Source organism: Pseudomonas sp. MF5691 (genome assembly GCF_016405645.1).
GTDB lineage: Bacteria > Pseudomonadota > Gammaproteobacteria > Pseudomonadales > Pseudomonadaceae > Aquipseudomonas > Aquipseudomonas shahriarae.
Genome location: NZ_JAEKDC010000014.1, coordinates 58,573 through 72,169, shown reverse-complemented (window position 1 = coordinate 72,169; position 13,597 = coordinate 58,573). Strand labels below are relative to the sequence as shown.

The window sequence follows — 13,597 nt, the reverse complement described above, 5'->3', positions numbered from 1 at the left end:
GTTACCACCAATACTTTCCGAAATTTTCCGGGTTGGCCCAGAACCGGGCATTCAGCCAGTCCGGCACTTGTTTGTATTCAAGCAGATCGTAGGTAAACAGCGTCAGTACCTGATTGTCGCGGCAAAACTGCTCATTGGTCTGCAGGGCCAGGGAGAAAAAGTCGGTGTCCTTCCAACCGCAGGCGGCAAGGTCGGCGAGAACGGCGATGCGGCTGGCATTGAGGTTGCGCACGCCGCCCAGCAGCTCCAGACCTGCACGTTTTGACAGGTGCTCCAGGCAATCGACCACCAGGGCCAGGTCAAATCGCTGGGCGGCCACCTCAGGTGGCAATGGCCCAGGCCCGGCGACGCAGACCACGGTGTCAGGGTGCGCCTGCTGGAATGCCTCCAGCGCCGGGAAGTGGCCGGCGCCCAACACCAGCAGGCGTTTGGGGGCTTGGCGATCAAGCAGGGCAGCGAGTGCTTGCTGCGGAGTACGGGAAGAATTGCCGGCGGTCATCGAAGATCCTCACATCAGAACCTTCAAGACTAGCCTGCTTGAGCGTGCGGGCCTAGAGCGGGCGCTCGCCTGTCGACCGGAAAAAGCGGCCTAGACCAATGAATACGGGGGTATGGCCGGCTGGCGCAGATGAAAAGAGCGGTCTTTACTCCACCCATCGGCTTGCGGCCGATCCCCTCAGGAGAAATCAAATGAGCATCATGCGGACAGCTCTACCCTTGGTTCTGCTAACCGGAGTATTGACAGGTTGCGCAGGCTTGCAAAAAACCGACTGGCCCACCTGTGCCGCCCTCGGCGGCGTAACCGGGGCCGCGCTGGGCGCTACCGAAAGCTCTTCATGGGCTGGCGGTGGCGCATTGTTGATTGGCGGCATGGCCGGCGCCTATTGCTGGGTGCATGGCGACGGTGACGAAGACGCGGATGGCGTCCCGGACAGTCGCGACCAGTGCCCGGGCACCCCGAAGGGCGTGCAGGTGGATGCCAACGGCTGCCCGCCGGTACCTGAGGCGGTCGTCGTCGAGGAAGTGGTCGTGGTCCAGGAAGAGACCATCGTGATTCGTGATGTGCACTTCGAGTTCGATTCGGCCCGGCTGACGGCCGCCGACAAAACCAAGCTCGACACGGTTGCCACACGCCTGAAACAGGAAGCACCGACTGCGCAGTTGCGGGTCAGCGGGCACACCGACAGCGTCGGTAAAGATGCCTACAACCAGAAACTTTCGGAAAAACGCGCCCGTTCGGTGACCGAGTACCTGGTCAGCTCCGGCGTGCCCCGCAGTAACTTTGTGTCGGTGAACGGGGCCGGTGAGAGCCATCCGGTGGCCGACAACAAAACCGCCGACGGCCGCGCCCAGAACCGTCGCGTGGAAATTCAAATCAACCGCTAAGACATTTCTGATATGCCCCTGGGTGGTGCCAGGGGCATTTCTTACAGCTGTATCAGACGAATCTCGGCGATCTGGCCGCCAAGTCGCAGCCTTCTCAAGTTTTTTAATCCTTCACTGGCAAATCGCCTGTAGAACTCGTTACTGTGCGCCCAAAGAATAATGTGCAAGGGGGCGTAGGGCATGAAGCTGTTGCTAGGATTGGGGAAGTTGCTGGCGATGCTGTTCTGGACGGTTGTGCTGGTCAACCTGTTCAAACCGCTGACTAATCCATTTCATCTGTTGGTCAACCTGGTCGGCAGCCTGTTGTTGCTGGTCCATCTTCTGGAGTTGGTGTTATTCAACGCCAGCGTCAAACATCGTGCTCACCCCTGGCGTGACCGCCTGCTGATCCTGTTGCTGGGGATGTTCCATATAAAGAGCCTGCCTGCGCCTACGGCTAACCAAGACAACAAGGATGCCAATCATGCGTAAGGTTTTTCTCCTGGCCCTGCTGGTCAGCCCCATTGCCCTGGCCGAAAGCGTCAGTGTCGAGACCCACTCGCTGATGCGCTTGCCCAACAGCACCAGCGTGCTGCAGTTGGAGCGCCTGGAAGTGGCGGACTATGGCACCTTGTTGATTCCGGCCAATATCACCCAGGTTACTGTCGACGAATTGCACCTGGGCCGCGAAGCGCGGATTGCCATCGTGCCCAGCGCCTCGGCCCTGCAGTTGCAGGTGCGGCACGCGCAGTTGGAGCATGGCAGCCAAATCACCTCCCGTGGCGCGCCCGGCACCCATGAAAAACCGGCCCGGCCGGGGCGTGACCTGACCCTGCGGATCAATGGGTTGATTGCAGAAGAACTGTCCGTCGATGCCCGTGGTGGCACCGGTGCCCAGGGTTACAGCGGCCTGGATGGTGCCAATGGCGAAGACCCTGGTTGCACCTGGGGTTCGGCCGGACGTGGCGCCAATGGCGACAACGGCGGCGACGGGCTGCCGGGGGCGGCGGGGGCGGCGGTGCGCATCGAGTTGCCGCGGGATTATCCGAGTGAGCAGATCAAGGTCTGGGTCGAGGGTGGTGCGGGTGGTTTACCGGGTGTGGCCGGCAAGCCGGGCAAGGGCGGGGCGTCCAAGGGCTGTCTGGTGTACCGCGCCGACGGCGGCGAGAAAGGCCGGCCGGGTCTGGAAGGCCAGGCGGGGCCGGCGGGGCCTGCCGGTACGGTGACCATCCAGCGGCTTTGAGCTATCGGCACTGGCCCATCGCGGGCAAGCCCGCTCCCACATTTTTTGGGTATTCACAAATCAAAGTGTGGGAGCGGGCTTGCCCGCGATGAGGCACTGAGGAACAACCTCAGAACATCGGCCGAGCCGAAGCCACGCCCACCACCACCAACCCGACAATCAGATTGATCCCTACCAGCTTTCGGATTCTTCCCAGCACCTGCGCGCCCGTCGCCCAGTCTTCGGCCGCCACAGCCGTGCGCAGTTCAGGCAGTTGCAACGCCTGGATGCGGATAAACAGCGCGGTCATTACCACATACAAGCCCATCATCACTTGCACATAACGCGGCGCGGTTTCAAACCCGTTGAAGCGCAGTTGCAACAGGCCGACGCCACTGATCGGCAAGATCAGCACCGCGACCCAGACCCACACGAAAAAACGCTGAAACACATTCATCCACAATTTCAGCCGTGGAGGGCCGTCGAGCGCCGCCATTGCAGCCGGGCGCAGGATCATCCAGGCGAAAAACATACCGCCGACCCATACCAGGGCGGCCAATACGTGCAGGGTGTAGGCAAGGCTAAACACGGTCATTGAGGTACTCCGTTCTGCGCGGGATTAATTAGCGGGGTATGATAGCGGCCGATCCGAACCACTGAAAATTTATCCAGCGTTTTTTGCGCCCGACTATCCATGATCAGCACTGAACTCAAAACCACGATCCAGGGCGCCTACTCGCGTTTTCTCGAAGCCAAGAGCTTGAAACCGCGCTACGGCCAGCGCCTGATGATCGCCGAAGTGGCCAAGGTCCTCGGGGATATCGACACCGACGACGAAGGCCGGCGCAGTGGCGACCCTGCGGTCGTGGCCGTCGAGGCCGGCACCGGTACCGGCAAGACTGTGGCCTACAGCCTGGCGGCGATTCCCACTGCCAAGGCCGCCGGCAAGCGCCTGGTGATTGCCACCGCCACCGTGGCCCTGCAAGAGCAGATCGTCTACAAAGACCTGCCGGACCTGATGCGCAACAGCGGCCTGAGCTTCACCTTCGCCCTGGCCAAGGGCCGTGGCCGCTATATGTGCCTGTCCAAGCTGGATGTGCTGCTGCAGGAAGGCCACGCGCAAACCGCCACGGCCTCGCTGTTCGAAGAAGAAGGCTTCAAGATCGAAGTCGATGAGGCCAGCCAGAAGCTGTTTACCAGCATGATCGAGAAGCTGGCCGGCAATAAGTGGGACGGCGACCGCGACAGTTGGCCCAACGCCCTTGAAGATGCCGACTGGGCGCGCCTGACTACCGATCATAGCCAGTGCACCAACCGGCACTGCCCCAACTTCGGCCAGTGCGCCTTCTACAAGGCCCGCGAGGGCATGGGCAAGGTCGACGTGATTGTCACCAACCACGACATGGTCCTGGCTGACCTGGCCCTGGGCGGCGGCGCCGTGCTGCCCGACCCGCGCGACACCCTCTACGTGTTCGACGAAGGCCATCACCTGCCCGACAAGGCCATCGGCCACTTTGCCCACTACACACGCCTGCGTTCCACCGCTGACTGGCTGGAAACCACCGCCAAGAACCTCACCAAGCTGCTGGCCCAGCATCCGCTGCCGGGCGACCTGGGCAAGTTGATCGAACAGGTGCCGGAGTTGGCGCGGGAGATCAAGACCCAGCAACAGTTCATGTTCAGCGCCTGCGAACAGGTGGCGGACTTCAAGCCCGGCGAAGACGTTGAAGGTCGCGAGCGGCCACGCCATCGCTTTGTCGGCGGGCTGATCCCCGAGCATATGCGCGAGATGGGTGTGGAGTTGAAGAAGGGCTTCTCACGCCTGACCGACCTGTTCACCCGCCTCACCGACCTGCTCAAGGAAGGCATGGACGGCGAGGTCAATATTGGTATCGCCAGCAACCAGGCCGAAGAGTGGTATCCGTTGTTTGGCAGCCTGTTGTCCCGTGCCCAGGGCAACTGGGAGTTGTGGACGGCCTTCACCGTTGAAGACCCGGAAGACAATCCTCCCATGGCCCGCTGGCTGACGCTGTCGGAGAGCGGTGCGCTGTTCGATATCGAGGTCAACGCCAGCCCGATCCTTGCCGCAGAAATGCTCCGGCGCAACCTGTGGAATGTGGCCTACGGCGCCCTGGTGACCTCGGCCACCCTGACGGCCCTGGGCACCTTCGACCGCTTCCGCATGCGCGCCGGCCTGCCGAAAAAAGCCGTCACTGCCGTGGTCCCCAGCCCGTTCCATCACGCCGACGCTGGCGTGCTGCGGGTGCCGGACCTCAAGGCCGACCCACGGGATGCGCCGGCCCACACCGCGGCAATCATTCGTGACCTGCCGTCGCTGGTGGAAGGCTCCAAGGGCACCCTGGTGCTGTTCTCGTCGCGTAAACAGATGCAGGACGTGTTCGACGGCCTCGACCGCGACTGGCGCAAACAGGTGTTTATCCAGGGCAACCTGTCGAAACAGGAAACCCTGAACAAGCACAAGGCGCGGGTTGATGGCGGGGACTCCAGCGTGCTGTTCGGCCTGGCGAGCTTTGCCGAAGGTGTCGACCTGCCCGGTGCCTACTGCGAGCACGTGGTGATCGCCAAGATCCCGTTCTCGGTGCCGGATGATCCGGTCGAGGCTGCGCTGGCCGAGTGGATCGAAGCCCGGGGCGGTAATCCGTTCATGGAGATCTCGGTACCGGATGCCTCGTTGAAGCTGGTCCAGGCCTGTGGTCGCTTGCTGCGTACCGAAGAAGACCGGGGCACCATCACCTTGCTCGACCGCCGTCTGGTCACTCAGCGCTATGGCAAGGCGATCCTGAATGCCTTGCCGCCTTTCCGGCGCGAAATTTCTTAAGCCGCAGTGGGCGAATTCGCCCACTTCGTGGTCTATCTCATGTATGTCATCAGGCCATTCACCGGCCAATTGGGAGAACCTTGTTCGTATGATCCGCACGCTGCCTGCTCTTTTTGCCTTGTTGTTCGCTGCGCCATTGCTGGCCGCGCCGGCCGGGCAACAGACGCTGTTCAACTTTGTCCGGCCGGCCGATGTGGTCAAGGTGGCGACCCAGGACGCCAGCCTGCCGCAATACAACGCCGAACAGACCCCGGAAGGCGAGGTGTTGCGCCGCATCACCTTCAACCCGGCGGCGGAACCGAGCCTGGTGCTCAGCCCGCAGAGTGGCGTGTGGGACTGGTCGCAATCGAGTGCCATGAGCCTGCGTATCCAGAGTGCGATGGACTGGGCGCTGACCTTGTACGTCAAGGTGCAGAGCAGCGACGGCAAGACCCTGGTCAGCCGGATTGATTTGCCGGCGGGACCTGCGCAAACGCTGCTGGTACCACTGCAAGCCAATTCGCCCTTGAGCCAGGGTATGAAAGCCGGGCCGCCGATGCCGATCACCGTGGACGGTCAGCGCGTGATGCTGGCCGGCAGCGCTGGCGAGCTCGACCGCAGCCAGGTGGTCTCGGTCACGCTGTCGATGATCCAGCCGGCTGCGCCGCAAAGTATCCTGCTGGAGCGCTTTGGCGTGCAGGACAGCGAGCCGGTGCTCAAGGCTGCCTACAGTGAGTTGGTGGATGCCTACGGGCAGTCCAACCGCGCGCGCTGGCCGGAAAAGGTCAGCAGCGACGAGCAGTTGAAAGCCGCGGCCGCCAAGGAGCAGCAACAGCTCAAGGGCTGGCTTGCGGAGCGTGACAAGGCGGGCCTGGACAAGTTTGGCGGCTGGACCAAGGGCCCGGCCTTTGACGCCAGCGGCTTCTTCCGTACCGAAAAGCGTGATGGGCGCTGGTACCTGGTGACACCCCTGGGGCATCCGTTCTACTCCCTGGGCGTCAACACGGTGACCCCGGACAACAGCCAGACCTATGTCGCCGGCCGCGAATGGATGTTTGGCGCGTTGCCCAAGGCGGGTGAGCCCTTCGACAAGTATTACGGCAGTGGCGACAACCGTGGCGGCAATGGCGCGGATGTAGGGCGTGGCTTCAATGTGGGGCGCTGGTATGACTTCTACGGCGCTAACCTGCAACGCACCTATGGCCAGGCGTGCGACCCGGCAGCCCAGGCCCAGGCCCAGCCCTGCACAGCCCAGGGGTTTGACCAGGCGCGCTGGGTTAGCCACACCCTGGACCGCCTGCAGGCCTGGGGTTTCAACACCGTCGGCAACTGGAGCGCCCCGCAACTGGTTGGCGCGGATCGCGTGCCTTACACCTTGCCGCTGTCGATCATTGGCGACTACACCAGTATCAGCACCGGTATCGACTGGTGGGGCGGCATGCCCGATCCCTTCGACCCGCGCTTTGCCATGGCCACCGAGCGGGCGGTCGCGATTGCCACCCGTGACCATCGCGACGACCCCTGGTTGATAGGCTTCTTTGCCGATAACGAACTGGCTTGGGCCGGTCCTGGCAACGATGCGAAATCCCGCTATGCCCTGGCCTACGGCACCCTGCGCATGACCACCGATGTGCCGGCCAAGCGTGCGTTCCTCAAGCAGCTGCGCGATAAATACCGTAACGAAGATGGCCTGTCCAAAGCCTGGGGTATTCAATTGGCGGGCTGGGAGTTGATGGAAGATCCAGGCTTCGAGCCGCCCGTTCCCAACCCCGAGCACCCGGAAATCGAAGCTGATTTCCAGTACTTCCAGAAGACCTTCGCCGACGCCTACTTCAAGACCATCTCCGATGCGCTGAAATGGCATGCGCCCAACCAGCTGCTGCTGGGTGGCCGCTATGCGGTCAGCACCCCGGAAGCCGTGGCGTCCTGCGCCCAGTACTGTGATGTACTGAGCTTCAATATGTACACCCTCAAGCCCCAGGACGGTTATGACTTCGCCGCCCTGCGCGGGCTGGACAAGCCGGTATTGATCAGCGAGTTCAACTTCGGCTCGACCGACCGTGGCCCGTTCTGGGGTGGCCTGACGCCCTTGGCCAGGGAGGAGGCGCGTGGCCCGGCCTACGCGACGTTCCTCAAGCAGGCCATGGCCGAGCCGTCGATTGTTGGCGTGCACTGGTTCCAGTACCTCGATCAGCCGGTGACCGGGCGATTGCTGGACGGTGAAAATGGCCATTTCGGCCTGGTGGGGATCACCGATGTGCCCTTCCAGGGTTTTGTCGACAGTGTGCGTAAAAGCAACCTGGCGGCGATCCAGCAATTGGGCCGCAAAGCTGAAAAAGCCAAGGTCGCCCAGGCTGCCACGGGTTCCCAAAGCCAGTAATGGCTGGAACAATGAACGCCATTTAACGCAGGACTTTTCCGAGGGGGATGCAGGTGCAGATTCAGGGTCATTACGAGCTTCAATTCGAAGCAGTGCGCGAAGCCTTCGCCGCGCTGTTTGACGACCCTCAGGAGCGTGGTGCGGCGCTGTGTGTACAGATTGGCGGGCAAACCGTCCTTGATCTGTGGGCCGGCACTGCCGACAAGGACGGTGCCGAGGCCTGGCACAGCGACACCATCGCCAACCTGTTCTCCTGCACCAAGACCTTCACCGCCGTCACCGCGCTGCAACTGGTAGCCGAGGGCAAATTGCAGTTGGACGCCCCGGTTGCCAACTACTGGCCGGAGTTCGCTGCGGCAGGTAAACACAACATCACCCTGCGCCAACTGCTTTGCCATAAGGCCGGGCTGCCCGCGTTGCGTGACATATTGCCTGCCGAGGCCCTGTATGACTGGCCCTTGATGACTGCCGCCCTGGCCGCCGAAACCCCCTGGTGGACACCCGGCGAAGGCCATGGCTACGCGGCCATCACTTATGGCTGGCTGGTCGGTGAACTGCTGCGCCGCGCCGATGGGCGTGGGCCGGGGGAGTCGATTGTGGCGCGGGTTGCCCGGCCACTGGGCCTGGACTTCCATGTCGGGTTGGCGGACGAGGAATTTTATCGTGTCGCCCACATTGCCCGGAGCAAGGGCAATATGGGGGATGCGGCAGCCCAACGGTTGTTACAGGTCACCCTGCGTGAGCCCGAAGCAATGACTACCCGGGCGTTTACCAATCCGCCTTCTATACTAACCAGCACTAACAAGCCTGAATGGCGCCGCATGCAGCAGCCCGCGGCAAATGGTCATGGCAATGCGCGCAGTTTGGCCGGGTTTTATAGTGGTTTGTTGGACGGAAGTTTGTTGGAAGCCGATATGCTTGAACAACTGACCCGCGAGCACAGTGTTGGGCCGGATAAAACCTTATTGACGCAAACCCGCTTTGGCCTGGGTTGCATGTTGGACCAGCCAGACGTGCCCAACGCGACGTTCGGCCTTGGCCCACGTGCATTTGGGCATCCTGGGGCCGGTGGATCCGTGGGCTTTGCCGATCCGGAACATGATGTAGCATTTGGTTTTGTGACCAATACACTGGGGCCGTATGTACTTATGGACCCGCGCGCACAAAAGTTGGTAAGAATATTGGCCGGTTGTCTGTAAATAGCTTGCTGTCTGGCGTTTTTTTGTTAAAAAGGCACCTACAAAAGACGCTGGAAAAGTATTGTTACTTTAAACTTCGTGAAGCGTCCGTTTAACGGGTCATTCAGACCCCTGTGTTTTCTCATTTTGTGGATATCTCATGTTATCGAACAAGTCCTTGGCTCTGGCGCTTTGCCTCACTATTACTGGCTGTGCACAAAACCCACAAAATGATGCGTCTGGCGAGCATTGGTGGTCATTCGGGTCCGACAAGGCGGCGGCCAAGGACGTTACCGCCAAGGCCGATGCCAAGGCGGCTGACGCCAAGGCTGATCTCAAGGCCGATCTGAAGGCGGCAACACCTGCTCCCGCTGCGGCGCCGGTAGTGGCCAAGGCTGAAAGCGACACCAAATGGTGGTGGCCGTTTGAAAGCAAGCCAAAACCCCTGAACAAAGTCGATGTGACCAACATCCCGATGCCAGACCCGAAAATCACCCAGGCCTGGTTGGATGACTACGAGCCACGCCTGCGCGCCGCGATCAAGGACAGCAACCTGCAACTGGAACGTCGCGACAACGTACTGGTGGTGATTGCCCCGGTCGATGGTTCGTACAACCCGAAGCGCCCGGCGATGTTGTTGCCGGTGACCCTGGGTCCGTTTACCCGTGTCGCCAAGGCCGTTGAAAAGGATCCGAAGACTGCCGTACTGGTCCTGGGCCACATCGACACCGTGCAGAACCAGGCCCTGACCAAGGAGCGTGCCCAGTCCATTGCTTCGATCTTCAGCCTCAGCGGCCTGAAGCAGGACCGCCTGATGTTGCGTGGCATGGGCGACCTGATGCCCCGCGCCGCCAACGACAGCACCCAGGGCCGCGCCCTGAACCGTCGCATGGAAATCATGTTCACCCAGCGCACCACCATGCTGGCACTGCTGAGCAAGTACAACTCGCCAAACCCGCCCAAGCCTGAACTGGTAGCGGTACAGGACGTCGTTGCTCCTGCGCCGGTGGCCAAGAAAGCCGTGGCCGCGAAGAAAACCCCGGCCAAGAAGGCCGCCGCCAAGCCAGCCGCGAAAAAAGCCGCCGCCAAGCCGGCAGCCAAAAAGCCGGTGGCCGCCAAGGCAGCGGCACCTGCGAAAAAAGTAGCGGCAAACGACCAGGCGAAAAACTGAGCAGTTGAGCGAGAAGGATAAAGCCCCATGAACCAGGCATTGGCGGATATGCGCCGTGACTACACGCGGGACGGTTTGAGCGAGGCCCAGGCCCCGGACGAGCCGTTTGCCTTGTTCCACCAGTGGTTCAGCGATGCGGTCAAGACCGAGCAAGCGCCGGTGGAGGCCAACGCGATGACCCTGGCGACCGTGGACCAGGAGGGCCGGCCTCACTGCCGAGTCCTGCTGCTCAAGGGCCTGGATGCCCAGGGTTTTACCTTCTTTACCAACTACCAGAGCGCCAAGGGTCAGCAAATGGCAGCCCGCCCGTTTGCTGCCATGACCTTCTTCTGGCCGACCCTGGAGCGCCAGGTGCGCATCGAGGGGCGGGTGGTCAAGGTCACGCCTGAGGAATCGGATGCCTACTATCAGGTGCGCCCCCTGGGCAGCCGCATCGGTGCCTGGGCTTCCCCGCAAAGCCAGGTGATCCGTGATCGCCAGCAATTGCAGGACTTGCTCACGCTGACCGAACAGCGCTTCAGCGATACCCAGCCGGCGTGCCCGGAGCACTGGGGGGGGTATCGCCTGCTGCCGGAACGCATCGAGTTCTGGCAGGGCCGGGCGAGCCGCTTGCACGACCGCTTGAACTATCGCTTGCAGGGTACCGACTGGACCCGCGAGCGCCTGGCGCCCTGAGTGCGCCTTTAAACACCTGTAATCCATATGGGCGCTGTGGCCTGGAGTCAGGTGTTCCTGCCGAAGTCTCTACTCCGGGGCTTGTGGTGTGTATTGCCGTGCTGCGTCCTGCAGCCATTGTGGTAAATCCTTACGCTTGACCTTCTCTGCCTTGGCGCGGTCCAACTGTTGCAGCATAAAGTTGCGCTTGCGCTGATCGTCTCCAGCCAGGGACAGCGCCAGGTCGCGATCTACCCAGCGCTTGATCCGCCGGTACAGCCACCAGTGGAAGTACAGGCCGGCGGCGGTGGTAGCTACAATGATGAAGTAGTCCATGAAATTCCTTGTCTGGGTGTAGGTGCTACCGTTTGTCGGTTTTTGCGGTACAGCCTGTCTGTACTGGGGCTGAATGAAAGCAATTTTCTCCGGGCCGTGCCGTGACAGGCGTCAAGCAGCGGAGTCTAATAAAGATATGTCCTTTGGAGTTGATGCTATGCGTAAGTCTGTTCTGCTGGTTGCCTGCTTTACCACCATGTCGTTGCTGCTGGGTGGCTGCGCCTCCAGTCTGACCGGCGACTCGTACTCCCGTGACGAAGCCCGTCGTGTGCAAAGCGTGCGCATGGGTACCATCGAATCCCTGCGTCCGGTCAAGATCGAAGGCACCAAGACCCCAATCGGCGGCGCAGCAGGCGCGGTCATCGGCGGTGTTGGCGGTAGCGCCATCGGTGGCGGTCGCGGCAGCATCGTGACTGCCGTTATCGGCGCCGTGGCGGGCGGCCTGCTGGGCTCGGCCACCGAAGAAGGCCTGACCCGTACCCAGGGCGTGGAAATCACCGTGCGCGAAGACGACGGCAGCATGCGCGCCTACGTCCAGGCGGTGCAGGAAAACGAAATCTTCCGCATCGGCGACCGGGTGCGCATCATGACTGTAGATGGGACCAGCCGCGTTACCCGCTAAGCGTCATACAGTAAAAGAAAAACCCCGACTGGGTGACTGGTCGGGGTTTTTTTCGGTTCGGCTAAGGATTTTCTTAATGTGATTTTTGATTTCGACCGGGCGCGTTAAACGTTGCAGGTAAGTTGGAAGTGATGAGCAGAGTCATTTATTACTCTGCCGGCCAAGGTTTCTATAGCCGTTAGTTGAGCGGGGGCAGGTTGTAGACCTCCCAGCCATGTTGCTCGACTACAAACGCCTGAAGGTCAGTAGCCTTATCGAAGGCTGCAATCAGATATCTCATGGTGCGAATCTTCTTTGTTCTTTTGGATTTTCGTAGAGAGGATTTGGCGAACACGCCCCCGACAGCAGGGGGCTGTCCTGGTTGTTGGCCATCCTGCCCACCTGGCCGTGACATCCGTTCTTGCAGACGGGTGTGCGACGTTAGGGGAGGCGCAGGAGAAAGAAGGTAGGAAGTGCTGTAAGCGAGGGGAGAAGAGGCTGAAACAGTGCATGGGGGCAAGACAGGCCTGCCCCCACATGACGCGTTAAGCGTTGACTGTCACCTGCTTACGACTGGCCATCGCCGTCACGGCATAACCAATCAATGCCGCGAGGATCGAGCCGGTGAGAATGCCCATCCGGTCCATCCCGGCGTATTCGCTACTGCCCGGCAAGAACGCCAGTGAGCCGACAAACAGGCTCATGGTGAAGCCGATGCCACACAGGATGGCGACACCCATGACCTGGCCCCAATTGGCGCCGGTCGGTAGGGCGGCCAGCCCGGTTTTCACGGCGAGCCAGGTCAGGCCAAACACACCGACCGTCTTGCCCACCAGCAAACCTGCCGCGATACCCATCGGCACGTGGTGGGTGAAGCTTTCCAGATTGACCCCGGCCAGCGACACGCCAGCGTTGGCAAAGGCGAACAGCGGCAGGATGCCGTATGCCACCCACGGGTGCAGGGCGTGTTCCAGGCCGAGCAGGGGCGAGGGCTCGGCGTTCTTGGTGCGCAGCGGAATGCAGAACGCCAGGGTGACGCCGGCCAGGGTGGCGTGAACACCGCTCTTGAGCACGCAGACCCACAGGATCAAGCCGATGATCAGGTACGGCCCGAGCTTGACCACGCCCAGGCGGTTCATGGCGATCAACGCGACAAGGCAGGCGCCGGCGCCCGCCAGCGACGCGCTGGACAGTTCGCCGGAGTAGAAAATCGCAATGACGATGATGGCGCCCAGGTCATCAATGATCGCCAGGGTCATCAGGAACAGCTTCAGCGACACCGGTACACGCTTGCCCAGCAGTGCCAGCACGCCCAGGGCAAAGGCGATATCGGTGGCCATCGGGATGGCCCAGCCGCCGAGTGCCGCCGGGTTATCCTTGTTCAAGGCCCAGTAGATCAGCGCCGGCACCACCATGCCGCCGATGGCCGCAGCCCCTGGCAGCACAACCTGGGAAGGCTTGGACAAATGGCCATCGAGCAGCTCGCGCTTGACCTCCAGGCCGATCAGCAGGAAGAACAGGGCCATCAGGCCGTCGTTGATCCACAGTAGCGATGGCTTGGCGATTTGCAGGGCGCCGATCTGTACGGCGACGGGCACTTCAAGAAAGCTGCTGTAGAACGACGACAGCGGCGAGTTGTTGATGATCAGGGCCAAGGCGGCTGCAGCGATCAGTAACAGACCGCTGGCCGCTTCGAGCTGGAAGAAACGGGTAAACGTGCTACGCAGAGGCAAGGGACGCTCTCCAATCAAGGTTCAATAGGGGCGTACCCTAACCCGTACTGTTAGTTGTTAAAACAAAAGTTATATTCTTTTTTGTTATATAAAAGTGCGGTGCTAGGGATTGGCTCAAAGCCTAGCAATTCTGTATCGA

13 protein-coding genes are annotated in these 13,597 nt (G+C 61.3%); 9 read left to right on the top strand and 4 right to left on the bottom strand.

Annotated elements, in window-relative coordinates:
• Window position 1: 1 nt before the first annotated feature.
• Window positions 2-499, bottom strand: a complete 498-nt coding sequence (locus tag JFT44_RS19645; RefSeq protein WP_057439863.1) for a DUF6231 family protein — start codon at window positions 497-499, stop codon at window positions 2-4.
• A 191-nt stretch (window positions 500-690) separates the two neighbouring features.
• Here JFT44_RS19645 and JFT44_RS19640 point away from each other — a divergent pair, with 191 nt between their 5' ends.
• From JFT44_RS19640 to JFT44_RS19630, 3 genes are all read left to right on the top strand, one after another.
• A complete protein-coding gene (locus tag JFT44_RS19640) occupies window positions 691-1,386 on the top strand; it encodes an OmpA family protein (RefSeq protein WP_198831045.1) in 696 nt (231 codons plus the stop codon).
• 180 nt (window positions 1,387-1,566) lie between these two features.
• Window positions 1,567-1,857, top strand: coding sequence for a DUF1145 domain-containing protein (locus JFT44_RS19635; RefSeq protein ID WP_057439859.1), 291 nt, complete (start codon window positions 1,567-1,569; stop codon window positions 1,855-1,857).
• Entirely contained in the window at window positions 1,850-2,608 is a 759-nt protein-coding gene (locus tag JFT44_RS19630; RefSeq protein ID WP_057958715.1) for a hypothetical protein, read from the top strand. Before JFT44_RS19635 ends, JFT44_RS19630 begins: the two co-directional genes overlap by 8 nt.
• Before the next feature lie 109 nt (window positions 2,609-2,717).
• Here the strand turns inward: JFT44_RS19630 and JFT44_RS19625 are convergent, their stop codons facing one another.
• A complete protein-coding gene (locus tag JFT44_RS19625) occupies window positions 2,718-3,182 on the bottom strand; it encodes a CopD family protein (RefSeq protein ID WP_057439857.1) in 465 nt (154 codons plus the stop codon).
• Window positions 3,183-3,281: 99 nt separating this feature from the next.
• Here JFT44_RS19625 and dinG point away from each other — a divergent pair, with 99 nt between their 5' ends.
• The 5 genes from dinG (at window position 3,282) to pdxH (ending at window position 10,809) form a co-directional block, all read left to right on the top strand.
• Window positions 3,282-5,426 carry an ATP-dependent DNA helicase DinG gene (gene dinG, locus JFT44_RS19620; RefSeq protein ID WP_032858113.1) on the top strand — a complete coding sequence of 715 codons (2,145 nt, stop codon included), beginning with the start codon at window positions 3,282-3,284 and terminating at the stop codon, window positions 5,424-5,426.
• An 88-nt stretch (window positions 5,427-5,514) separates the two neighbouring features.
• Window positions 5,515-7,785, top strand: coding sequence for a beta-galactosidase (locus tag JFT44_RS19615; RefSeq protein WP_198831044.1), 2,271 nt, complete (start codon window positions 5,515-5,517; stop codon window positions 7,783-7,785).
• A gap of 53 nt (window positions 7,786-7,838) precedes the next feature.
• Window positions 7,839-8,984 carry a serine hydrolase domain-containing protein gene (locus JFT44_RS19610; RefSeq protein ID WP_057439926.1) on the top strand — a complete coding sequence of 382 codons (1,146 nt, stop codon included), beginning with the start codon at window positions 7,839-7,841 and terminating at the stop codon, window positions 8,982-8,984.
• A 139-nt stretch (window positions 8,985-9,123) separates the two neighbouring features.
• Window positions 9,124-10,134, top strand: a complete 1,011-nt coding sequence (locus tag JFT44_RS19605) for an OmpA family protein (protein WP_128593659.1) — start codon at window positions 9,124-9,126, stop codon at window positions 10,132-10,134.
• A 27-nt stretch (window positions 10,135-10,161) separates the two neighbouring features.
• A complete protein-coding gene (gene pdxH, locus JFT44_RS19600; RefSeq protein ID WP_057958718.1) occupies window positions 10,162-10,809 on the top strand; it encodes a pyridoxamine 5'-phosphate oxidase in 648 nt (215 codons plus the stop codon).
• A gap of 69 nt (window positions 10,810-10,878) precedes the next feature.
• On the opposite strand, the gene JFT44_RS19595 is transcribed toward pdxH, so the two are convergent.
• Window positions 10,879-11,124 (bottom strand): hypothetical protein, encoded by a 246-nt coding sequence (locus JFT44_RS19595; RefSeq protein WP_057439854.1) that lies wholly within the window; start codon window positions 11,122-11,124, stop codon window positions 10,879-10,881.
• 157 nt (window positions 11,125-11,281) lie between these two features.
• Between JFT44_RS19595 and JFT44_RS19590 the strand changes: the two genes are divergently transcribed.
• On the top strand, window positions 11,282-11,746 hold the full coding sequence (locus JFT44_RS19590) for a glycine zipper 2TM domain-containing protein (protein ID WP_029297142.1): 465 nt from the start codon (window positions 11,282-11,284) through the stop codon (window positions 11,744-11,746).
• A 524-nt stretch (window positions 11,747-12,270) separates the two neighbouring features.
• Here JFT44_RS19590 and nhaA read toward each other — a convergent pair.
• A complete protein-coding gene (nhaA, locus tag JFT44_RS19585; protein WP_057439852.1) occupies window positions 12,271-13,458 on the bottom strand; it encodes a Na+/H+ antiporter NhaA in 1,188 nt (395 codons plus the stop codon).
• Window positions 13,459-13,597: the final 139 nt, after the last annotated feature.

What these genes read in the sequence shown, in the direction of transcription:
- JFT44_RS19625 (WP_057439857.1), bottom strand. Translation starts at nt 3,182, where the DNA reads ATGACCGTGTTTAGCCTTGCCTACACCCTGCACGTATTGGCCGCCCTG.
- JFT44_RS19605 (WP_128593659.1), top strand. Translation starts at nt 9,124, where the DNA reads ATGTTATCGAACAAGTCCTTGGCTCTGGCGCTTTGCCTCACTATTACT.
- JFT44_RS19630 (WP_057958715.1), top strand. Translation starts at nt 1,850, where the DNA reads ATGCGTAAGGTTTTTCTCCTGGCCCTGCTGGTCAGCCCCATTGCCCTG.
- JFT44_RS19615 (WP_198831044.1), top strand. Translation starts at nt 5,515, where the DNA reads ATGATCCGCACGCTGCCTGCTCTTTTTGCCTTGTTGTTCGCTGCGCCA.
- JFT44_RS19635 (WP_057439859.1), top strand. Translation starts at nt 1,567, where the DNA reads ATGAAGCTGTTGCTAGGATTGGGGAAGTTGCTGGCGATGCTGTTCTGG.
- JFT44_RS19590 (WP_029297142.1), top strand. Translation starts at nt 11,282, where the DNA reads ATGCGTAAGTCTGTTCTGCTGGTTGCCTGCTTTACCACCATGTCGTTG.
- JFT44_RS19595 (WP_057439854.1), bottom strand. Translation starts at nt 11,124, where the DNA reads ATGGACTACTTCATCATTGTAGCTACCACCGCCGCCGGCCTGTACTTC.
- JFT44_RS19640 (WP_198831045.1), top strand. Translation starts at nt 691, where the DNA reads ATGAGCATCATGCGGACAGCTCTACCCTTGGTTCTGCTAACCGGAGTA.
- dinG (WP_032858113.1), top strand. Translation starts at nt 3,282, where the DNA reads ATGATCAGCACTGAACTCAAAACCACGATCCAGGGCGCCTACTCGCGT.
- JFT44_RS19645 (WP_057439863.1), bottom strand. Translation starts at nt 499, where the DNA reads ATGACCGCCGGCAATTCTTCCCGTACTCCGCAGCAAGCACTCGCTGCC.
- pdxH (WP_057958718.1), top strand. Translation starts at nt 10,162, where the DNA reads ATGAACCAGGCATTGGCGGATATGCGCCGTGACTACACGCGGGACGGT.